The 20,584-nt window shown below is 68.9% G+C and carries 17 protein-coding genes; 14 read left to right on the top strand and 3 right to left on the bottom strand.

From position 1 onward, the window contains the following. Window position 1 precedes the first annotated feature (1 nt). The 11 genes from ICW72_RS06640 (at window position 2) to dnaE (ending at window position 15,111) form a co-directional block, all read left to right on the top strand. A complete protein-coding gene (locus tag ICW72_RS06640) occupies window positions 2-1,516 on the top strand; it encodes an NADH-quinone oxidoreductase subunit M (RefSeq protein ID WP_191085483.1) in 1,515 nt (504 codons plus the stop codon). A gap of 3 nt (window positions 1,517-1,519) precedes the next feature. Continuing rightward, entirely contained in the window at window positions 1,520-2,941 is a 1,422-nt protein-coding gene (gene nuoN, locus ICW72_RS06635; RefSeq protein WP_191085482.1) for an NADH-quinone oxidoreductase subunit NuoN, read from the top strand. Then, window positions 2,938-3,648 (top strand): biotin--[acetyl-CoA-carboxylase] ligase, encoded by a 711-nt coding sequence (locus ICW72_RS06630; protein WP_223880879.1) that lies wholly within the window; start codon window positions 2,938-2,940, stop codon window positions 3,646-3,648. Before nuoN ends, ICW72_RS06630 begins: the two co-directional genes overlap by 4 nt. After that, window positions 3,649-4,443 (top strand): type III pantothenate kinase, encoded by a 795-nt coding sequence (locus tag ICW72_RS06625; protein WP_191085481.1) that lies wholly within the window; start codon window positions 3,649-3,651, stop codon window positions 4,441-4,443. Window positions 4,444-4,457: 14 nt separating this feature from the next. Beyond that, on the top strand, window positions 4,458-6,092 hold the full coding sequence (locus ICW72_RS06620; RefSeq protein ID WP_191085480.1) for a ribonuclease J: 1,635 nt from the start codon (window positions 4,458-4,460) through the stop codon (window positions 6,090-6,092). A gap of 3 nt (window positions 6,093-6,095) precedes the next feature. Further along, window positions 6,096-6,371, top strand: a complete 276-nt coding sequence (locus ICW72_RS06615) for a DUF1467 family protein (RefSeq protein ID WP_223880878.1) — start codon at window positions 6,096-6,098, stop codon at window positions 6,369-6,371. Between the two features lie 429 nt (window positions 6,372-6,800). After that, entirely contained in the window at window positions 6,801-8,114 is a 1,314-nt protein-coding gene (proS, locus tag ICW72_RS06610) for a proline--tRNA ligase (RefSeq protein ID WP_191085479.1), read from the top strand. Continuing rightward, window positions 8,114-9,364, top strand: a complete 1,251-nt coding sequence (locus ICW72_RS06605; RefSeq protein WP_191085478.1) for a lipoprotein-releasing ABC transporter permease subunit — start codon at window positions 8,114-8,116, stop codon at window positions 9,362-9,364. The genes proS and ICW72_RS06605 overlap by 1 nt, the downstream gene beginning before the upstream one ends. Then, window positions 9,357-10,034, top strand: a complete 678-nt coding sequence (locus ICW72_RS06600; RefSeq protein ID WP_191085477.1) for an ABC transporter ATP-binding protein — start codon at window positions 9,357-9,359, stop codon at window positions 10,032-10,034. Before ICW72_RS06605 ends, ICW72_RS06600 begins: the two co-directional genes overlap by 8 nt. A 64-nt stretch (window positions 10,035-10,098) precedes the next feature. Beyond that, window positions 10,099-11,538, top strand: coding sequence for an NAD-dependent succinate-semialdehyde dehydrogenase (locus tag ICW72_RS06595; protein ID WP_191085476.1), 1,440 nt, complete (start codon window positions 10,099-10,101; stop codon window positions 11,536-11,538). A gap of 162 nt (window positions 11,539-11,700) precedes the next feature. Continuing rightward, window positions 11,701-15,111, top strand: a complete 3,411-nt coding sequence (dnaE, locus tag ICW72_RS06590; RefSeq protein WP_191085475.1) for a DNA polymerase III subunit alpha — start codon at window positions 11,701-11,703, stop codon at window positions 15,109-15,111. On the opposite strand, the gene ICW72_RS06585 is transcribed toward dnaE, so the two are convergent. Next, window positions 15,112-15,639, bottom strand: a complete 528-nt coding sequence (locus tag ICW72_RS06585) for a YqhA family protein (RefSeq protein WP_191085474.1) — start codon at window positions 15,637-15,639, stop codon at window positions 15,112-15,114. A gap of 39 nt (window positions 15,640-15,678) precedes the next feature. Here ICW72_RS06585 and ICW72_RS06580 point away from each other — a divergent pair, with 39 nt between their 5' ends. The 3 genes from ICW72_RS06580 to ICW72_RS06570 all read left to right on the top strand — a co-directional run bounded on the left by ICW72_RS06580 (window position 15,679) and on the right by ICW72_RS06570 (window position 18,306). Further along, window positions 15,679-16,029, top strand: a complete 351-nt coding sequence (locus tag ICW72_RS06580; protein WP_191085473.1) for a RidA family protein — start codon at window positions 15,679-15,681, stop codon at window positions 16,027-16,029. Between the two features lie 130 nt (window positions 16,030-16,159). Further along, window positions 16,160-17,161 (top strand): NAD-dependent epimerase/dehydratase family protein, encoded by a 1,002-nt coding sequence (locus ICW72_RS06575; RefSeq protein ID WP_191085472.1) that lies wholly within the window; start codon window positions 16,160-16,162, stop codon window positions 17,159-17,161. A gap of 14 nt (window positions 17,162-17,175) precedes the next feature. Beyond that, on the top strand, window positions 17,176-18,306 hold the full coding sequence (locus ICW72_RS06570) for a DegT/DnrJ/EryC1/StrS family aminotransferase (RefSeq protein ID WP_191085471.1): 1,131 nt from the start codon (window positions 17,176-17,178) through the stop codon (window positions 18,304-18,306). Window positions 18,307-18,315: 9 nt separating this feature from the next. On the opposite strand, the gene ICW72_RS06565 is transcribed toward ICW72_RS06570, so the two are convergent. Continuing rightward, the gene (locus ICW72_RS06565) at window positions 18,316-19,050 is read right to left on the bottom strand and encodes a metallophosphoesterase (protein WP_191085470.1); all 735 of its coding nucleotides are present in this window, start codon (window positions 19,048-19,050) and stop codon (window positions 18,316-18,318) included. Beyond that, window positions 19,047-20,471 carry a cryptochrome/photolyase family protein gene (locus ICW72_RS06560; RefSeq protein WP_191085469.1) on the bottom strand — a complete coding sequence of 475 codons (1,425 nt, stop codon included), beginning with the start codon at window positions 20,469-20,471 and terminating at the stop codon, window positions 19,047-19,049. Before ICW72_RS06560 ends, ICW72_RS06565 begins: the two co-directional genes overlap by 4 nt. Window positions 20,472-20,584: the final 113 nt, after the last annotated feature.

Raw genomic sequence — 20,584 nt, 5'->3', positions numbered from 1 at the left:
CATGAACGCCGCGGGTTTCCCCATCCTTTCCCTGGTCACCTTCCTGCCGCTGCTGGGGGTGCTGGTCATTCTCTCGGTGCGGGGCGAGGAGGCGGTGGTCGCCTCCAACGCGCGCTGGACCGCGCTCTGGACCAGCCTCGTCACCTTCGTGCTGTCGCTGGTGCTGTGGTTTCAGTTCGACCGCAATAGCCCGGACTTCCAGTTCGTCGAGCGCCTCGACTGGCTGCCGGATTACGGCGTCTCCTACCTCATGGGCGTGGACGGCGTGTCGGTGCTGTTCGTGCTGCTCTCCACCGCGCTGACGCCGCTCTGCATCCTCGCCTCCTGGGAGTCGGTGCAGAACCGCGTGCGGGAATACATGATCGCCTTCCTGGTCCTCGAGACCATGATGGTCGGCATGTTCTGCGCGCTGGACTTCATGCTGTTCTACATCTTCTTCGAAGCCGTGCTGATCCCGATGTTCCTCATCATCGGCGTGTGGGGTGGGGCGCGGCGGGTGTATGCGGCCTACAAGTTCTTCCTCTACACCTTCTTGGGTTCGGTGCTGATGCTGCTGGCCATCATCGCCATCTGGTACCAGGCGGGCACGACCAGCATCCCCGAGATCTACGAATTCGACATTCCCTTCGCGATGCAGGTGTGGATCTTCCTGGCCTTCTTCGCCTCCTTCGCGGTGAAGGTGCCGATGTGGCCCGTCCACACCTGGCTGCCCGATGCGCACGTCGAGGCGCCGACGGCGGGCTCCGTCATCCTGGCCGGCGTGCTGCTGAAGATGGGCGCCTATGGCTTCCTGCGCTTCAGCGTGCCCATGCTGCCCGACGCCTCGCAGTATTTCGCGCCGATGATCTATGTGCTGAGCGTCGTGGCGGTGGTCTACACCAGCCTTGTGGCCCTCGCGCAGCAGGACATGAAGAAGCTCATCGCCTATTCCTCGGTGGCGCATATGGGCATCGTCACGCTGGGCATCTTCACCTTCAACCAGCAGGGCATTGAGGGCGCGCTCTTCACCATGCTGGCGCATGGCGTGGTCTCGGGCGCGCTCTTCCTCTGCGTGGGCGTGCTCTATGACCGTGAGCACACGCGCGAGATCGCGCGCTATGGCGGGGTCGCCAAGATCATGCCCGCCTATGCGCTGGTCTTCATGCTCTTCACCATGGCCTCCGTCGCCCTTCCCGGCACCGCGGGCTTCCCGGGCGAGTTCCTGGTCATCGTGGGCGCCTGGGCGGTGAACCCCTGGGTGGCACTCGGGGCCGCCACGGGCATGGTGCTGGGAGCCTGCTACATGCTGCGCCTCTATCGCGGCGTCGCTTTCGGGCGCATCACGCGCGAGGACCTGAAACGCCTGCTCGACCTCAGCCCGCGCGAATACGCGACCTTCGCGCCGCTGATCGCGCTGACGCTGTGGATGGGCGTCTATCCGCAATCCTTCCTCTCCTTCTTCTCCGCCACGGTGGCGCAGATGGTGGCCCAGCATCAGGCCGCCATTTCCGCCGCGTCGCGCTTCGCGGGGCTGTAAGCCATGAACTGGACCCTCGCCCTGCCGGAGATCGTGCTGGCGCTCTCAGGCCTCGCCATCCTGGTGGCAGGCGTGCTGCCGCGGCGCGACATGACCTTCCCCTGCACCATGATGGTGCTGGGCGCCTTCCTGCTCGCCGGCGCCTTCGTGCTGGCGCAGCCCGACGGCATGGCCTTCGCCGGGCAATACATCTCCGACGCCTTCGCCCGCTTCATGAAGGTGCTGGTGCTGGCGGGCGCCGCCCTGGCGCTGCTGCTGGCGCTGGACTGGAATCGTGCCGAAGGCCTGTCGCGCTTCGAATACCCTGTGCTCGTGCTCTTCGCGACGCTGGGCATGATGGTCATGATCTCGGCCAATGACCTGATGAGCCTTTATCTGGGGCTCGAGCTGCTGTCTCTGCCGCTCTACGTCATGGCCGCCTTCCACCGCGACAATGCGCGCAGCTCCGAGGCCGGCCTCAAGTATTTCGTCCTGGGCGCGCTGTCCTCGGGCCTCATGCTCTACGGCATGTCGCTGGTCTATGGCTTCGCGGGCACCACCAATTTCGCGCAGCTGGGCCAGACCTTGGGCGGTGGCGCGCCGATCTCGGCGGGCGTGGTGGTGGGCATCGTTTTCATCATCACGGGCCTCTGCTTCAAGGTCGCGGCCGTGCCTTTCCATATGTGGACGCCCGACGTCTACGAAGGCGCGCCCACCAGCGTCGTCGCCTATTTCGCGACGGCCACCAAGGTTGGCGCCATCGCGGCCATTGTGCGGGTGCTGTCCGGGCCCTTCGGCGGCGCGGTTGACCAGTGGCAGCAGGTGATCGTGCTGGCCTCCATCGCCTCCATGATCCTGGGCGCCTTCGCGGCCATCGGCCAGACCAACATCAAGCGGCTGATGGCCTATTCCTGGATCAGCCACACGGGCTTCGTGCTGATGGGCCTTGCCGTTGGCACCGAGGCCGGCCTGCGCGGCGTGCTGATCTACACGCCCATCTACCTGATGATGAGCCTGGGCGCTTTCAGCGTGCTGGTGGCCATGCGGCGCAATGGCCGCGCGGTCGAGAACATCCAGGACCTGGCGGGCCTTGGCCGCACCGACCCCGCCATGGCGCTCGGCATGGGCATCTTCATGTTCGCCATGGCGGGTATCCCGCCGCTCTCCGGCTTCTTCGCCAAGCTCTACGTGCTGCTGCCGGCGGTGGAGGCGGGCTTCTGGCTGATGGCGGTGGTGGCCGTGCTGTCCTCCGTGGTCTCGGCCTACTACTACCTCCGTGTGGTGAAGGTGATGTACTTCGACCAGCCCGCGGGCGCTCTCGATGCGCGCACCGCCGGCGTCTCCTTCGTGCTGGCCGGCACGGGCCTCTTCACCATGTTCTTCTTCCTGATGCCCGCGCCGCTGCTCGCCGCCGCGCGCCAGGCGGTGGCGGCGCTGATCGGGTGAGCGGGCTGGCCTGGCGGCTCTCCATCGAGGAGAGCCTGCCCAGCACCCAGACCCTGGTCGCCGAACGCGCCGAGGCGGGGGAACCCGCGGGCCTTGCCATCATGGCCCGCCTTCAGACGGCCGGGCGCGGCCGCGCCGGCCGTGGCTGGAGCAACCGCCCCGGCAACCTCGCCATCTCCATCCTGGTGCGGCCCGAGGCCGAGGCGCGCGCAGTCGGGCAATTCGCCCTGCTTGCCGCCGTCGCGCTGCACCAGGTGGCCGTGTCCCATGCCGCCGTGCGGCTGCGCTGGCCCAATGACCTCATGCTGGGCGAGGCGAAGGTGGCCGGCATCCTCACCGAGGCCTCGCTCCGGCCGGGCGGGGCGATCGCGCATGTCATCTTCGGCATTGGCGTGAACCTGGCCCACGCCCCGGCCGTCGAGGGCCGCGCCACCGCCTGCCTCGGCCCCATCCCGCCCGAGCGCTTCGCCTGGGCGCTGCTGGAGGCGTTGGGCCAGTGGCTGGACCGCCAGGCGCGGGAGGGCTTCGTGCCCATCCGCGCCGCCTGGATGGCCGCCGGCCCCGCGCCGGGCACGCCCCTTTCGGTGCGGCAGGGCGACAGTTTCATCCGGGGGCGCTACGAAGGTCTCACCGAGGCGGGCGCGCTGCGCCTGCTCACGGAAGAAGGCCCGCGCAGTTTCCATGCGGGCGAGTTGGGAGAGGTCTGAATGCTTCTGGCCGTGGATGCCGGCAACACCAACGTGGTCTTCGCCGTGCATGACGGGGCGGAATGGCGCGGGCGCTGGCGCATCGCCACCGACCCGCAGCGCACCAGCGACGAATACGCCGTGTGGCTGCTGACGCTGATGCAGCATGCGGGCCTGCGCCCCTCGGACATCACGCGCTGCGTCATCGGCACGGTGGTGCCGGCCGCGCTCTACAACCTCCGCCGCCTCAGCCGCGACTGGTTCGGGGCGGAGCCGCTGGTGGCGCGCTCCACCCTCGACTGGGGCTTCCACATTGATGTGGAGCGGCCGCAGGAGGTGGGCGCGGACCGTCTGCTCAACGCGCTGGCCGCACATCATCATTATGCCGGCCCGCTCATCGTCATTGATTTCGGTACGGCCACCACCTTCGACGTGGTGGCGGGCGATGGCGCCTATCTGGGCGGCGTCATCGCGCCTGGCATCAACCTTTCCATCGAGGCGCTGCACCGCGCGGCCGCCCGCCTGCCGCGCATCGGCATCGGCCGCCCGCAATCGGCCATCGGGCGCGACACGGTGGCCGCCATGCAGTCGGGCATCTTCTGGGGGTATGTGGGGCTGATCGAGGGGATCGTGACCCGCATTCGCGCCGAGGCCGAACTGCCGGGCATGAAGGTGATCGGCACCGGCGGCTTGGCACCCCTGCTGGCCGAGGGCACCACCATGATCACCCGCGTGGACCAGGACATCACCCTTGAGGGGCTTCGCCTGTTGGCAGGCCGCAATCCCGCCCCCATCTCACAAAAAGACATGATGTGACGAATTCCCAAGATATGAACGACCTTGCCTTCATCCCCCTCGGCGGCACCGGGGAAATCGGGATGAACCTCAACGTGTATCGCTGCGATGGTCAGTTGCTGGCCGTGGATTGCGGCATTGGTTTCGGCGGCCCGGACAACCCGGCCGTGGACATCATGGTGCCCGACCCGGCTTGGCTGGCCGAGCGGCGGGATGTGCTGCAAGCCCTGGTCATCACCCACGCGCATGAGGACCATGTGGGGGCGGTGGCGCATCTCTGGCCCTCGCTGCGCTGCCCGGTGGTGGCGGGGCCCTTCGTCTCGGCGGTGCTGCGGCGCAAGCTGGCCGAGGCCGGCCTGTCGCAGGAGGTGCAGATCATCACCATCCCCGCACCCGGCCGGCGCAGCTTCGGGGCCTTCGACCTCGAATTCCTGCGCGTCGCGCATTCGGTGCCGGAAGCCAGCGCCGTCGCCATCCGCACGCGCCATGGCATGGTGGTCCACACCGGCGACTGGAAGCTCGACCCCTATCCGCTGATCGGCCCGCCCACCGACGAGGCCGGCTTCGCCCGTCTGGGCGAGGAGGGCGTGCTGGCCATGGTGTGCGACAGCACCAACGCCATGGTGGAAGGCCATTCGGGCAGTGAGGCCGATGTGCGGCGCAACTTCGCCGCTCTCATCCGGGGGCTGAAGGGGCGCGTGGCGGTCAGTTGCTTCTCGACCAACCTGGCCCGAATCGAATCCATCGCCCTTGCCGGCATCGCGGCGGGGCGCGATGTGGCGCTGTTCGGGCGGTCCTTGCGCAACGCCGTCCAGGCGGCGCGGGAGTGTGGCTACCTGAGCGCCGTGCCCGACTTCCTCTCCGAGGAGGAGGCGGATTCGCTGCCTGACGACAACCTGCTCATCATCTGCACCGGCAGCCAGGGCGAGGAGCGCAGCGCGCTCGCCAAGATCGCGGCCGACACCCACCCCAACATCTCGCTGGGCAAGGGCGACACGGTCATCTTCTCCTCGCGCATGATCCCGGGGAATGAGCGCGCCATCCTGCGCGTCCAGGATGAACTGTCGCGCCGGGGCTGCCGGGTGATGACGGCCGATGACCATGCGGTGCATGTCTCCGGCCACCCCGCGCGGGACGAGCTGAAGCGCCTCTACGCCCTGGTGAAGCCGCGTTTCGCCATCCCGGTCCATGGCGAATGGCGGCACCTGTCGGAGCACGCCGCCCTGGCGCGCGATTGCGGCGCCGAGCCCATCCTGATCGAGGACGGCGATTTGGTGCGCCTCAGCGGCAACAAGCCCGAGGTCGCGGGCAGCGTGCCCGTGGGGCGGCTCGCGGTGGATGGCAACCGGCTGCTGCCCTTGCAGGGCGGGCTGATCGGCGCGCGCAAGCGCATGCTGTTCAATGGCATCGTGATGGCGAGCCTGGCGGTGGACGGGGAGGGGCGCGTCATGGGCCGCCCCCGTGTCTCCGCCCCTGGCCTCTTCGACGCCGAGGGGCCGGAGCCGCAGCAGCTGGCCGATGAGCTGGCCCGCGGCATCAACGACCTGCCCAAGGGGCTGCGGCGCGAGGATGATTCGCTGGCCGAGGCGGCCCGCGGCGTGCTGCGCCGCGCGCTGGGCCGGCGGCTGCGCAAGCGGCCCAATGTCGAAGTCCATCTGCTGCGGGTCTAGGCCATGACGTTTTCGATGGGTTGGTTCATCAGCTTCGTCATCTTCGCCCTGGTGTGGTGGACGGTGCTGTTCTGCGTGCTGCCGGTGGGGGTGAAGCCCGATGTGCAGGGCGACATCGAAGCTGGCGGATGGCGGGGCGCGCCCACCACGCCGATGATCTGGCGGAAGCTTCTCTGGACCACCCTCATCTCGGTGGTGCTGTGGCTCGCGATCGTCTGGCTGGTGGACAGCAACATCATCAGCTTCCGCGACGAGTGGCTGGCGATCCCTGATCGCTGAAATCCGCACAAGAAAAAGGCGGCTGCCGGATTTTTACCAGCTCGCCGCCTGCGTTTTGGGCAATCGCGTTGGGTTGCCCGTTTTTTCGCCGTCTGCTGGCCCGTTTTGCCGTTGAGCGACACCGGGCCTTTGCGGCATTTTCCACGTCAGAGAGAGGGCTTTCCTCTTTCTGCCGTGTGACTGGCGTTTCCTCCCTTAACTTGGGCCGCTCCCTGACGGGGGTGGCCCTTTCTTTTTTTTAACTGGTTGCGCCTCCGAACATCAAGACATTTTTGGGATTAATTTGATGTTGCGGCGCAGCATTCTTGCGCGTGGCGAGTCGGTGCCGCAACGATGCCGCCCTCTGGCCGTGGCGATTTGAGGCCGGCCCGATCTGCGCTACAGCAGGCGCGACCCGCCCGATGTGGCCTTTTCCCGGGAAACCAGACCTTGCGCCTCACCCGTGCCTTCCTGCCCACGCTCAAGGAAACGCCTGCCGAGGCGCAGATCGTCTCGCACCGCCTCATGCTGCGGGCGGGGCTGATCCGGCAGACCTCCGCCGGCATCTACACCTGGCTGCCCGCTGGCTTGCGCGTGCTGAACCGCGTGGCCGACATCGTGCGCGAGGAACAGGACCGCGCCGGCGCGCAGGAGGTGCTGATGCCCACCATCCAGCCCGCCGAACTCTGGCAGCGCTCCGGCCGCTACGAGGATTACGGCAAGGAGATGCTGCGCATCCGCGACCGGCACGACCGCGAGATGCTCTATGGCCCCACCAATGAGGAAATGATCACGGATGTGTTCCGCGGCTACGCGACGTCCTACCGCGACCTGCCGCGCAACCTCTACCACATCCAGTGGAAGTTCCGGGACGAGGTGCGCCCCCGCTTCGGCGTGATGCGCGGCCGCGAATTCCTGATGAAGGACGCCTATTCCTTCGACATGACGAAGGAAGGCGCGCAGCACAGCTATCGCCAGATGCTCTACGCCTATCTGCGCACCTTCCAGCGGATGGGCCTGCGCGCCCTGCCGATGCGGGCCGACACCGGCCCCATCGGCGGCAATCTCAGCCATGAATTCATCATCCTGGCCGAGACGGGCGAAAGCACCGTCTTCTACGACTCGGCGCTGGAGGAGATCGACTGGGCGGCCAAGGCCTTCGACTTCGACAGCCAGGCCGACATGGAAGCCTGCTTCAACCTCGCCACCTCCGCCTATGCCGCGACCGAGGAAATGCAGGACGAGGCCGAGTGGGCCAAGGTGCCCGCCGACCGCCAGCGCACCGGGCGCGGCATCGAGGTCGGCCACATTTTCTATTTCGGCACCAAGTATTCCCAGCCCATGGGCCTCTCCGTCGCCGGGCCGAATGGCGAGGCGGTGGTGCCCGAGATGGGCAGCTACGGCATCGGCGTCTCGCGCCTGGTCGCCGCGCTGATCGAGGCCAACCATGACGAGGCCGGCATCAAGTGGCCCGATGCGGTGGCCCCCTGGAAGCTCGCCATCCTGAACCTCAAGCCCGGCGACGCCGCCTGTGACGCGCTGTGCGAGAAGCTGCACGCCGCTTTCCCCAACGAGGCCGTCTATGACGACCGGCCGGAGCGCGCGGGCGTGAAGTTCAACGACGCCGACCTGATGGGCTTCCCCTGGCAGGCCATCATCGGGCCGCGCGGCGCCGCGGCCGGCCGCGTCGAACTCAAGCGCCGCATGACCGGTGAACGCGTCGAATGCAGCTTCGACGAGGCGCTGGCCAAGTTGGGTTCCTGATGTTCAACGCCTTCGAACGCAAGGTCGCCGCCCGCTACCTGCTCTCGCGGAAGAGTGATCGGTTCACCTCGGTGATCGCGACCTTCTCCTTCCTCGGCATCATGCTGGGGGTGGCGACGCTCATCATCGTCATGTCTGTCATGGGCGGATTCCGGCAGGAATTGCTGGGGCGCATCCTGGGCCTCAACGGCCATATGGGCGTCTATGCGGCCGAGCGCGGCAACCTGACCGAGTTCGACGCCGTGGCCGAGGCCATCCGCCGCGTGCCCGGCGTCACGGTGGCGACGCCCGTGGTCGAGGGCCAGCTTCTGGTCACCAGCGAGGCGGGGGGCGCCACGGGTGGCCTCGCGCGCGGCATCCGCCCGGAAGATCTGCGCGCGCGCCGCATCATCGCCGACAACATCCGCGCAGGCAGCCTCGCGCAGTTCGAGGGCGATGACGCCGTGGCCATCGGCACGCGGCTGGCACTCAGGCTTGGTGTGAATGTGGGCGACCGCGTGACATTGGTCAGCCCGCAAGGGCGCACCACCGTCATCGGCACCGTGCCGCGGCTGCGCGCCTATCGCGTGGTGGCACTCTTCGAAGTCGGCATGAACGAATACGACAGCAGCTACGTCTTCATGCCCATGCAGGCCGCCCAGCTCTACTTCCAGACGGGGGATGCCGCGACTCAGGTGGAGGTCTTCGTGGAGGACCCCACCCGTGTGCGGACGGTAAACCTCGCCATCCGCGCGGCGCTGGCCCGACCCGTTCGCATCCTGGACTGGCAGGACGCAAATTCCAGCTTCTTCGCGGCGGTGCAGGTGGAACGGAACGTGATGTTCCTGATCCTGACCCTCATCATCATCGTGGCGGCGTTCAACATCATCTCCTCCCTCATCATGCTGGTGAAGGACAAGGGGCGCGACATCGCGGTGCTCCGCACCATGGGCGCGACGCAGGGCGCCATCCTGCGCATCTTCCTCTTGTGCGGGGCGCTGATCGGGGTGGTGGGCACCACGCTCGGCTTCATCCTGGGCGTGGTGTTCTGCCTCAACATCGAAAGCATCCGGCAATTCATCCAGGCGCTGTCGGGCGCCGAGCTGTTCAGCGCCGAGATCTACTTCCTGACGCAGCTTCCCGCCGTGCTGAACTGGCGCGAGGTGGCGCAGGTCGTGGCGCTGGCCCTGTCGCTCTCGCTGCTCGCCACCCTCTATCCCTCCTGGCGCGCCGCGCGCACCGATCCGGTGGAGATGCTGCGCAATGAGTGACCCCCTTCGCCTGGCCTCCGTCGCCCGGCGCTACCGCACCGAGGCGGGCTCGCTGGAGGTGCTGCGCGAGGCGGACCTCACCATCGCGCGTGGCGAGGTGGTGGCGCTGGTGGCGCCCTCCGGCACCGGCAAGTCCACCCTGCTGCACCTGGCGGGGCTGCTGGAACGCCCCGATGCCGGCGAGGTCTATATCGCGGGTCAGGCCGCCGGCACGTTGGATGACGGCGCCCGCACGGCCATCCGTCGCAACACCATCGGCTTCGTGTATCAGTTCCACCACCTGCTGGCCGAGTTCACGGCGGTGGAGAACGTCATGCTGCCGCAGATGACGGCCGGCGTGGCCGCCGGTCAGGCGCGGACGCGGGCCGCGGAGCTGCTGAACACCTTCGGCCTCGCCTCGCGCCTCGACCACCGGCCGGGCAAGCTTTCGGGCGGCGAGCAGCAGCGGGTGGCCATCGCGCGCGCGCTCGCCAACAGCCCGGCCCTGCTGCTGGCGGATGAGCCCACGGGCAATCTCGACGCGACGACGGCGGGCCTCGTCTTCGAGCAATTGCTGGCCGAGGCACGGGGCAGGGGGCTTGCCGCCCTGATCGCCACCCACAACCCGGAGCTGGCGGCGCGGATGGACCGGGTGGTGACCCTTCGGGACGGGCGCATCATCCCCGGCTGAGGGGCGGTGGACAGCGGCGCCGCGCCGCCCCACCTTTGCGTCACAGCCAGGAAGGAAACACGACATGGCCGAATACCCCAATGTCCAGCTTCACATCGCCGGCCAGTGGCGCGGCGGCGAGGGCGGCAAGACCATCGACGTCCTGAACCCCGCGAGCGAGGAGGTGGTGGGCACCGTCGCCCATGCCAGCCAGCGCGACCTGGACGCGGCCCTGGAGGCCGCCGAGCGCGGTTTCGCCACCTGGCGCAAGGTCAGCCCCTATGAGCGCGCCAAGACCATGCGCAAGGCGGCCGACCTGCTCCGCAGCCGCGCCGACGCCATCGCCCGCCTGATGACGCTGGAGCAGGGCAAGCCCGTGGCCGAGGCCAAGATGGAGGTCATGGCCGCCGGCGACATCATCGAATGGTTCGCCGAGGAATCGCGCCGCACCTATGGCCAGGTGATCCCGGCGCGCGGCCAGGGCATCTACCAGCTCGCGATCAAGGAGCCCGTGGGCCCCGTCGCCGCCTTCACCCCCTGGAACTTCCCGATCAACCAGGTGGTCCGCAAGCTGTCCGCGGCGCTGGCGGCCGGCTGCTCCATCATCGTGAAGGCCCCGGAAGAGACGCCGGCCAGCCCCGCCGAGCTGATCAAGTGCTTCCTCGAAGCCGGCGTGCCGGGCGATGTGATTGGCCTCGTCTATGGCGTGCCCAGCGAGATCAGCAGCTACCTCATCGCGCACCCCACCATCCGCAAGGTGACGTTCACGGGCAGCACGCCGGTCGGCAAGATGCTCTCGGCGATGGCCGGCCAGCACATGAAGCGCGTGACGATGGAACTTGGCGGCCATGCGCCGGCCATGGTCTTCGACGACGCGGATGTGGAACACGCGGCCAAGACGCTCGCCATGGCCAAGTTCCGCAATGCGGGCCAGGTCTGCGTCAGCCCCACGCGCTTCCTGGTGCAGGAGAAGGTCTACGACCAGTTCGTGGCCAGCTTCATCAGCCACGCCAAGTCCGTGAAGGTCGGCGACGGCATGGCCGAGGGCACCACCATGGGCCCCATGGCCAATGAGCGCCGCGTGCCGCAGATGGAAACGCTGATCGCCGACGCGAAGGGCAAGGGTGCCGAGATCGCCACCGGCGGCAACCGCATCGGCAACAAGGGCTATTTCTTCGAGCCGACGGTCGTCACCGGCGTGACCACCGACATGCGCGCCATGAACGAGGAGCCCTTCGGCCCCGTTGCCCTCATGCGCCCCTTCAAGGACCTGGAGGAGGTGGTGGGCGAAGCCAACCGCCTGCCCTTCGGCCTGGCCAGCTACGCCTTCACCACCAGCGGCAAGACGGCGCAGGCCCTGGCGGCCGGGGTCGAGGTGGGCATGATGACCATCAACCACCTGGGCCTGGCGCTTCCGGAAGTGCCCTTCGGCGGCGTGCGCGACAGCGGCTACGGCACCGAGGGCGGTTCGGAGGCCATCGACGCCTATCTGAACACGAAGTTCGTCAGCCAGTTCGGGCTTTGACGCTTCGCTTCCCCACGAAATCGCTTCGCGGTTTCGTGGGGGCCCCGTCCTGGCGTTGATCCTGGGCGGGGGCACCGCGTTGCCGCGGCAAAGCCGCGGCGCCGCCCGAGGGGGCATCACGCCCTCCGGCGCGCTACACTGGGCGCAGTCTCGGAGTCGCGCATGGGCTTTGTCCACCTCCACACCCACTCCGCCTATTCGCTGAGCGAGGGCGCCATCAAGGCCGAGAAGCTGCCGGCGCTCGCGCTGGCCGCCAACATGCCGGCCGTGGCCCTGACCGACACGGCCAACCTCTTCGGCGCGCTGGAATTCGCGCAAGCCGCGGCCGGCAAGGGCATCCAGCCCATCATGGGCTGCCAGCTCTTTCTTTCGCGCGGGGAATCGCACAGCGACCCCAACCGCAACGGCGCGGATGTGGTGACGGCGCTGGCCATGGATGCGGAGGGCTGGGGCAATCTCCAGCGCCTGTCCTCGCTGGGCTGGATGGGCACCGATGTCTCGGGCAAGCCCGCCGTCACGCTCGACCAGTTGCTCACCCATGGCGCGGGCATCTTCCTGCTGACGGGGGGCGACCATGGCCCGCTGTCGCGCCTGCTGGCCGAAGGGCGGCGCCCCGTTGCCGAGCAGCTGCTCCACGCGCTGCGCGAGGGCTTCGACGGGCGCCTCGCGGTGGAGCTGATGCGCCACCACACCGACCGCCAGGCCGCACTCGAACCCGGGCTGCTGCGCCTGGCCGATGAGGCGGCGCTGCCCATCGTCGCCACCAACGACGTCTATTTCGCCGAGGCCAAGATGCACGAGGCGCATGACGCGCTGCTCTGCATCGCGGAGGGCCGCCTGATCACCGAGGCGCAGCGCCGGCGCGTCACCCCGCACCACTGGTTCAAGCCCGCGGACCAGATGCGCGCCCTGTTCCAGGACCTGCCCGAGGCCTGCGACAACACGCTGGCCATCGCGCGCATGTGCGCCGTGATGGCGGAGGTGAAGAAGCCCGAACTGCCCATCTGCCCCAAGGTCCAGCCCGGCCGCACCGAGGCCGAGACGGTGGCCGACATGGCCCGCACGGGCCTCGCGCGCCGCTTCCCCGAGGGTGTGCCGCCCGTCCACGCCGAACGGCTGGAATACGAGCTCACCGTCATCGAGCAGATGGGCTTCTCGGGCTACTTCCTGATCGTGGCCGACTTCATCCAGTGGGCGAAGGCGCAGGGCATTCCGGTGGGGCCGGGGCGCGGTTCGGGCGCGGGCTCGGTGGCCGCCTGGGCGCTGTCCATCACCGACCTCGACCCGCTGCGCTTTGGCCTGCTGTTCGAGCGCTTCCTGAACCCCGAGCGCGTCTCGATGCCGGATTTCGACATCGACTTCTGCCAGGACCGCCGCGACGAGGTCATTGACTATGTCCGCCGCGAATATGGCGAGGAGCGCGTCGCGCAGATCATCACCTTCGGCAAGCTCCAGGCCAAGGCGGCGGTGCGCGATGTGGGCCGCGTGCTGGGCATGCCCTATGGCCAGGTGGACCGCATCGCGAGCCTGATTCCGAACAATCCCGCCAACCCGGTCAGCCTGAAGGACGCCATCGCGGGCGAACCGCGCCTCAAGGACATGCAGGCGAGCGACGAGGCCGTGGCGCGGCTGCTCGACATCGCGCTGCAGGTGGAGGGGCTCTATCGCAACGCTTCCACCCACGCGGCGGGCGTGGTCATCGGGCGGCGGCCGCTGATCGAGATCACCTCCATCTACCGCGACCCGCGTTCGCCGCACCTCATCACCCAGTATTCGATGAAGCATGTCGAGAACGCCTCGCTGGTGAAGTTCGACTTCCTCGGCCTCAAGACGCTGACGGTGCTGCAACGCGCCGTGGCGCTGCTGAAGGCCCAGGGCGTGGAGGTGGACATCGACGCCCTGCCGCTCGATGACGCGGCCACCTACGCCATGCTGGCCCGCGGCGATGCCGCCGGCGTGTTCCAGTTCGAAGGCCAGGGGATGCGCGACTGCCTGCGCGCCATGCGCCCCGACCGCTTCGAGGATCTGATCGCCGCCGTCTCGCTCTACCGGCCGGGCCCGATGGAGAACATCCCGGCCTATTGCGCCCGCAAGCATGGCGAGAAGTGGGAGGCGCCGCACCCCTCCATCCAGGACATCCTGGGCGAGACCTACGGCATCATGGTCTACCAGGAACAGGTGATGCAGATCGCCCAGGTCATGGCGGGCTACAGCCTTGGCGGCGCGGATCTGCTGCGCCGTGCCATGGGCAAGAAGAACAAGGAGGAGATGGCGAAGCAGCGCGACATCTTCTGCGAGGGTGCCGCGAAGAACGGCGTCTCCGCCGCCAAGGCGGGCGAGGTCTTCGACCTCATGGAGAAATTCGCCAATTACGGCTTCAACAAATCGCACGCGGCGGCCTATGCGCTGGTGGCCTATCAGACCGCCTGGCTGAAGGCGAACCACCCCGTCGCCTTCCTCGCCGCCTCCATGACGCTGGACATGGACAAGACCGACAAGCTGGCCTCCCACATGCAGGAGGCGGCGCGGCTCGGCATCAAGGTGCTGCCGCCGGACATCAACCGCTCCGCCGCCGAATTCACCATCGAGGCGCATGACGGCAAGCCCGCCATCCGCTTCGCCCTGGCCGCCATCAAGCGGGTGGGGCTCGCCGCCATGCGGGACCTCGTCGCGGCGCGGGCGCAGGGCGGGGATTTCACCAGCCTGGCCGACTTCGCCGCCCGCGTGGACCCGCGGCTGCTGAACAAGATGCAGCTGGAAAACCTAGCCAAGGCCGGCGCCTTCGACAGCCTGGAGGGGAACCGCGCGCGCCTCGTGGCCGGCGCCGAGACGGTGCTGCGCCGCGCCCAGGCGAGCGCCGAGGACCGCGCCAGCAACCAGATCGGCCTCTTCGCGGAGGTGGAGCAGGGCCCGCCCATGCTGCGCCTGCCGGACATGCCGGACTGGCCCACCCTGGACAAGCTGGGCTTCGAGGCGGAGGCGGTGGGCTTCCACCTCTCCGCCCACCCGCTCGACACCTACAAGATGGCGCTGCGCCGGCTGGGCTGCACGCCCTCGGCCCTCATCGCGGAGAAGGCGCGGGCGGGGTCCACGCGGCTCAAGCTCGCCGGCACCGTCACCGCGCGCAAGGAGCGCAACACCAAGACCGGCAGCCGCATGGCCTGGGTCAGCCTCTCCGACCAGACGGGCGGCTATGAGGTGACCTTCTTCAGCGAGGTGCTGAACCGCGCGCGCGAGTTGCTGGAGGATGGGAAGGCCGTGCTCGTCACGGCCGAGGTGCGGCTGGAGGGGGAGGCGCTGCGCCTCACCGCCCAGGATATCGAGGCGCTGGACAAGGCGGCGGCTGGGGTGGGGCAGGGCATGCGCATCATCCTCGAAGCCGCCAGCGCCCTGCCCGATATCCGCGCCCTGCTGGAGCGCGACGGGCGTGGGCGCGGGCGCGTGAGCCTCGTGCCGCAACTGGGGCCGGGCCAGGATGTCGAGATCACGCTGCCCGGCGGCTGGAACGTCTCGCCGCGGATGATGCAGGCGCTGAAGGTGTTGCCCGGCGTGGCGAATGTGGAGGAGGTGTAGCTACTCCTTCGCCCGCGCATCCTTCGCCAGTAGCTTGGCCTGGGACTGCATGCGGTCCAGCAGCCCCAGCCCCAGCGCGCCGGCCACGAAGGTGACATGGATGCCGATGGCCCAGCCCAGCTCCCGGTCCGAGAGCGAGCTGATGTCCATGAATTTCTGCAGCAAATGGATGGAGCTGATGGCGACGATGGCGATGCCCACCTTCAGCTTGAGGTTGCCCGGGTCGAGGTTCGACACCCATTCGATCTTGGAGGCGCCCTTCGCATCCGTCAGCCGCGAGACCAGGCTGTCATAGGAGGAGATGGCGACCATCGCGACCAGTGAGGCGACCAGCGCGCTGTCCACCAGGTAGAGCAGCCCCAGCAGCATCTGCGAATCGGAAGTGGAGGTCAGCGTGTCCGCCGCGAACTTCCAAACCTTCACCAGGAAGCGCACGGCATAGGCCGCCAGCGCCACCGCGAGGCCGAGATAGAAGACCACCAGGATGTACCGGCTGGCCAGCACCGCCCGGTCGGATAGGTTCTGCATGGGACGCATCGCCGCGTTCAGGGATGAAGGAACCATAGAATGATTCAACGTCTGGCCGAAGAGGGGCGCCTGTCGGGTGCCGTGGTCCATGGCGGGCTGGTCTATCTCGCGGGGCAGGTGGCCGATGACGCCACCCTCGATGCCGAAGGCCAGACCGCCGACATCCTGAGGCAAATCGATGCGCTGCTGGCCGAGGCCGGCACCAGCAAGAAGAACCTGCTGAGCGTGCAGATCATCCTGGCCGACATCCGCGACGCGCCGGCGATGAACCGCGCCTGGGACGCCTGGCTGGACCCCGCCGCCAAGCCCGCCCGCATGACGATCCAGGCCCCGCTGGTGGACCCGGCGTGGCGGGTAGAGATCACGGGCATCGCGGCCATCGCGGCCTGAACACAGCCTTCGCCGGCAACGGAAAGGGCGTGGCGGCGTTTCGTGGAGCGTAGATTCCGCCACCCCTTCACCCGCATTTCGCCGCATTGCCGGTCATGATGTGACAGCATAAGCAAAGTGAAGAACGCAAGTGACACCCGGCACCCCTGATTTCTGGCACCGCAAGCGCGTCCTCGTGACCGGCGGCGCAGGCTTCCTCGGCTCTAACCTCTGCCATGCCCTGGCGGGGCTCGGCGCGCGTGTTACCGCGCTCGACGCCATGCTGCCCGATGGCGGCGCCAACCCCGCCAATCTGGAAGGGGCCGGCGTGATGCTGGTGCGCGGGGATCTGCGCGACACGGAACTCGCCACGCTCTGCCAGGGCACGGATGTGCTGTTCAACCTGGCGGCCCAGACCAGCCATATGGGCGGCCAGCGTGACCCGGTGGCCGACATCGCCATCAACGCCGTGGCCCAGGTGCGCCTGGTGCAGGCCATGCGTGAGGCGGCGCCGGAGGCCGCGGTGGTGCATGCCTCCACAAGGCAATTCTACGGGCGTCCCATCAGCCTGCCGGTGGATGAACTGCACCCGGTCAACCCGCCCGACGCCAATGGCGTGTCCAAATGGGCGGGCGAGCAATATTGGCTGCTGGAAAGCCGCGTGCTGGGTCGCCCCGTCGTCTCGCTGCGCCTGACCAACTGCTATGGCCCGCGGCTGCGCATCGCCGATGCGCGGCAGACCTTCCTCGGCATCTGGATGCGCCGGGTGCTGGAGGGAGAAGCCTTCGAAGTGTGGGGCGGCGCCCAGCTGCGCGACCTCGCCTATGTGGATGACGTGACCCGCGCCTTCCTCATGGCCGCCGAGCACGCCGGCAAGAGCGATGTGACCGGGCGTGCCTTCAACCTCGGCGGCGCGCCGCCCATCTCGCTGCTGGACCTCGCCGAGCTGCTCATCAAGGCCAATGGTGGCGAGGGCAGCTACGTCACCCGCGAATTCCCGGCCGACCGCGCCCCCATCGACATCGGCAGCTACCACGCCGACGACCGCGCCTTCCGCGCGGCCACCGGCTGGGCGCCGAGCGTTTCCCTGGATGATGGCCTCAAGCGCAGCCTCGAATGGTACCGTGCGCGCATGGCCGACTACGCCTTCTGAAGGACGACCCACCGATGAACGCCCCCACTGCCATGCTGCCCTTCGCCGACCCGGGTGCGGGCTACCGGGCCCTCCAGCCCGAGATTGATGCCGCCGTGGCCCGCGCCCTCGCCTCGGGCTGGTACATCCTGGGCGCCGAGGGCGAGGCCTTCGAGCGGGAATTCGCCGAGTGGCTGGGCCTGCCGCGCGCCGTGGGCTGCGCCAATGGCACGGATGCGCTGATGCTCATCCTGCGCGGCATGGGCATCGGCCCGGGCTGCACCGTCGCCACCGTCAGCCACACCGCCGTCGCCACCGTGGCCGCGATCGAGATGGCGGGCGCCACGCCCCTCCTGCTCGACATTGATCCCGAGACCTACACCATGGACGCCGACGAATTGGCGGCCGTGCTGGAGGAACCGCCGCCCGGCCTGCCGCCCATCCGCGCCGCCATTCCCGTGCACATCTATGGCCAGGCCTGTGACCTCGGGCCCATGCTGGAGGCCTGCCGCGCCGCCGATGTGCGCCTCATCGAGGATTGTGCCCAGGCCCATGGCGCGGCCTGGCAGGGCCAGCGCCTCGGCACGCTGGGTGATGCGGCGGCGTTCAGCCTCTACCCCACCAAGAACCTGGGCGCGCTGGGCGATGGCGGCATCCTCGCCACCGCCGATGCCGAGCTGGCCGACCGCATCGCGGCCATCCGGCAATATGGCTGGAAGCGCCGCTACATCAGCGACATGCAGGGTGTGAATTCGCGCCTGGACGAAATCCAGGCCGCCATCCTGCGCGTGAAGCTGCAGCACCTGGACGCGCAGAACGCCCGCCGCCAGCAGATCGCGGCCGCCTATGACGCCGCGATCGCGGGCACGGGCCTCACCGCGCCGGTGCGCCGTCCGGGCTGCGAGCATGTCTTCCACCTCTACGTGCTGCGCCACCCCGAGCGCGATGCCATCATGGCGGCGCTGAAGGCCCAGGGCATCGGCACCGGCATCCACTACCCCATGCCGGTGCACGAGCAGCCGGCCTATGAGGGCCGCGTGGCGCTCGGTCCCGCCGATTGCGACGAGACCTCCCGCGCGGCGCGCGAGGTGTTCAGCCTGCCCATGTATCCCGAACTGACGGATGAGCAGGTGGAACGCGTCTGCACGGCCCTGCGCGCGCTCTGACCGCGCGGGTCATCCCGGCCAGGGCAGGTCGAGCCAGGACAGGTGCCCGCCCTTGCCGGCCCCCGTGTCCAGGAACACGGCCTGCCCGCCGGAGCGCCCGCGCAGCGACAAAGGCCGGCCATCGCGGGAGCGCTGGTCATGCCCGCAATAGACGGTGATGCCGGGCGGGATGGAATCGAGCCAGTGCAGGACCCGCTCCGGGAAGCCATCCGCCGCCGTGCGCCCCGTCACCTGGCCATAGAGCGCGCGAGCCAAAGCGCCCTCGGGCTTGCTCTCTCCCGCCGCGGCGGGTGACGCGCCGAGCAGCATGGCCGGATGATAGGCCGCATGGACGAAGATCCAGGGGCCAAGGCGCAGCCAGGCTGGTGCATGGCTGATCTGGCGGATGGCGCAGCGTGCCAGGGTCTCGCCATCCTCGGCGGCGCTCAGTTGGTCCAGCGTGCGCGGCACGGCCTCGGCGGGGCTGCGGACGCGGGCGCCCATCAGGGCGCGCCGCAGCTTGTGGTCATGGTTGCCCAGCAGGAAGACGCCTTCGCCCGCTTCCTGCATGGCGAAGGCCATCCGCAGCGCGCCGGGCGCGTCCGGGCCGTAATCCGTCAGGTCGCCCAACTGGATGACGAAGCGCCCCGCGGCGCGCGCGCCCTCCAGCGCGGCGCGGAAGGCCGGCGCGTCGCCATGCACGTCGCCCACCACGCGCAGCCCGGTGAAGCCCTTCTCCCGCAGCCCGGCCAGGTCAGGTCTCACGCCGGCACGGCCTCCTTCCGCAAGGCCGCATAGGCCTCCAGCGCCCGCGCCCGCCCCGTGGCGTGTTCGACGATGGGGCGCGGATAATCCACGCCCAGCCGCACCCCCGCCCCGCGCAGCACCAGGTCCGGCGCCTCCCAGGGCTTGTGGAGATACTTGTCCGGCAGCTTCGCCAGTTCGGGCACCCAATGCCGGACATAGGCGCCATCCGCGTCGAACTTCTCGCCTTGCAGGGTCGGGTTGAACACGCGGAAATAGGGGGCCGCATCGGCGCCGCAGCCCGCCACCCACTGCCAGGACGCGCTGTTGGAGGCGAGGTCGCCATCCAGCAGCGTGTCCCAGAACCAGGCCGCCCCCGCCTGCCAGGGCTGGAGCAGGTGCTTCACCAGCAAGGAGCCCGCGATCATCCGCACACGATTGTGCATCCAGCCCATGCGCCAGAGCTGGCGCATGCCCGCATCCACGATGGGATAGCCGGTGCGGCCGCGCTGCCAGGCGCGCAGCAGCTTCGCGTCCGGCCGCCAGGGGAATTGGGCGAAACTGGCCTGGAGCGGCGCCTCGGGCAGTTCCGGCCGGTGCCAGAGCAGGTGGTAGGAGAATTCCCGCCAGAGAATCTCCTTCAGGAAGGTGGCCTCGCCCTTGGCGCCGGCCTCCCGCGCCGCGTGCCAGATTTGCCGGGGCGAGATCTCGCCGAAGCGCAGATGGGGCGAAAGCCCCGACGTCCCCTCCACGCCGGGGGTGTTGCGGGCGCCGTCATAACCTTCCAGCGCGCGCGCGGCGAAGCGCCGGAGGCGTGACCGCGCGCCCGCCTCGCCCGGGGTCCAGTGGCGGGGGAATTCCCGCCACCAGTCGCGTTCGGGCATCAGTCCCAGCGCATCCAGCTGCACGCCTTCTGGCGCATCGGCCAGGGCGTGCAGCTTGCCGGGCGCGGGCAGGGGAGGCGGCGGCTCGCCCAGCGCGAACAGCGCACGGGAGAAGGGGGTATAGACCGAATAGGGCTTGCCCTGCCCGGTGCGGACCCGGTGCGGCTCGTGCAGCAGGGTCGAGCTATGCAGGACCAGCCGCCGCCCCTCCGCCTGCAATGCCTTGGCCACCGCCTCGTCGCGCCGCCGCGCCCAGGGTTCGTAGAGCCGGCCCGCGTGGACTTCCGAGGCGCCGATGGCGGCGGCCAGTTGCGGCACCAGCGCCTCCGCCCTGCCCAACGCCAGGTGAAGCGTGGCGCCGCGCGACGCCAGCGCATCCCGCAGCGCGGCCAGGCTGTGATGCAGCCACCAACGCTGGGCGCCGCCATGGGCCCATCCGGCGGCCGCCTCGTCATCCAGGATGTAGCAGGCCAGCAGCGGCCGATCCTGGGCCGCATGAAGTGTCGGGTTGTCGTCGAGGCGGAGGTCCTGGCGGAACCAGATGAGGGCGGGTGTCATGTCATTGCAGATGTGGGGCCGATCCGCCGGGGCCGGAACCCCGCAACCGGCACAAAGCTTGGGCGTTCGTTTCCCACGGGTCCGAACAGGACCCACACATGTGCAGAAGGAAA

Origin of the sequence: Roseococcus microcysteis, from assembly GCF_014764365.1 — a bacterium.
GTDB classification, from domain to species: domain Bacteria; phylum Pseudomonadota; class Alphaproteobacteria; order Acetobacterales; family Acetobacteraceae; genus Roseococcus; species Roseococcus microcysteis.
Note: the sequence above shows the minus strand (reverse complement) of the source record. Positions and strands in the feature narration are given on the sequence as shown.

What these genes read in the sequence shown, in the direction of transcription:
- ICW72_RS06620 (WP_191085480.1), top strand. Translation starts at nt 4,458, where the DNA reads ATGAACGACCTTGCCTTCATCCCCCTCGGCGGCACCGGGGAAATCGGG.
- ICW72_RS06625 (WP_191085481.1), top strand. Translation starts at nt 3,649, where the DNA reads ATGCTTCTGGCCGTGGATGCCGGCAACACCAACGTGGTCTTCGCCGTG.
- ICW72_RS06600 (WP_191085477.1), top strand. Translation starts at nt 9,357, where the DNA reads ATGAGTGACCCCCTTCGCCTGGCCTCCGTCGCCCGGCGCTACCGCACC.
- ICW72_RS06585 (WP_191085474.1), bottom strand. Translation starts at nt 15,639, where the DNA reads ATGCAGAACCTATCCGACCGGGCGGTGCTGGCCAGCCGGTACATCCTG.
- ICW72_RS06595 (WP_191085476.1), top strand. Translation starts at nt 10,099, where the DNA reads ATGGCCGAATACCCCAATGTCCAGCTTCACATCGCCGGCCAGTGGCGC.
- ICW72_RS06570 (WP_191085471.1), top strand. Translation starts at nt 17,176, where the DNA reads ATGAACGCCCCCACTGCCATGCTGCCCTTCGCCGACCCGGGTGCGGGC.
- ICW72_RS06560 (WP_191085469.1), bottom strand. Translation starts at nt 20,471, where the DNA reads ATGACACCCGCCCTCATCTGGTTCCGCCAGGACCTCCGCCTCGACGAC.
- ICW72_RS06580 (WP_191085473.1), top strand. Translation starts at nt 15,679, where the DNA reads ATGATTCAACGTCTGGCCGAAGAGGGGCGCCTGTCGGGTGCCGTGGTC.
- dnaE (WP_191085475.1), top strand. Translation starts at nt 11,701, where the DNA reads ATGGGCTTTGTCCACCTCCACACCCACTCCGCCTATTCGCTGAGCGAG.
- nuoN (WP_191085482.1), top strand. Translation starts at nt 1,520, where the DNA reads ATGAACTGGACCCTCGCCCTGCCGGAGATCGTGCTGGCGCTCTCAGGC.
- ICW72_RS06605 (WP_191085478.1), top strand. Translation starts at nt 8,114, where the DNA reads ATGTTCAACGCCTTCGAACGCAAGGTCGCCGCCCGCTACCTGCTCTCG.
- ICW72_RS06640 (WP_191085483.1), top strand. Translation starts at nt 2, where the DNA reads ATGAACGCCGCGGGTTTCCCCATCCTTTCCCTGGTCACCTTCCTGCCG.
- ICW72_RS06615 (WP_223880878.1), top strand. Translation starts at nt 6,096, where the DNA reads ATGACGTTTTCGATGGGTTGGTTCATCAGCTTCGTCATCTTCGCCCTG.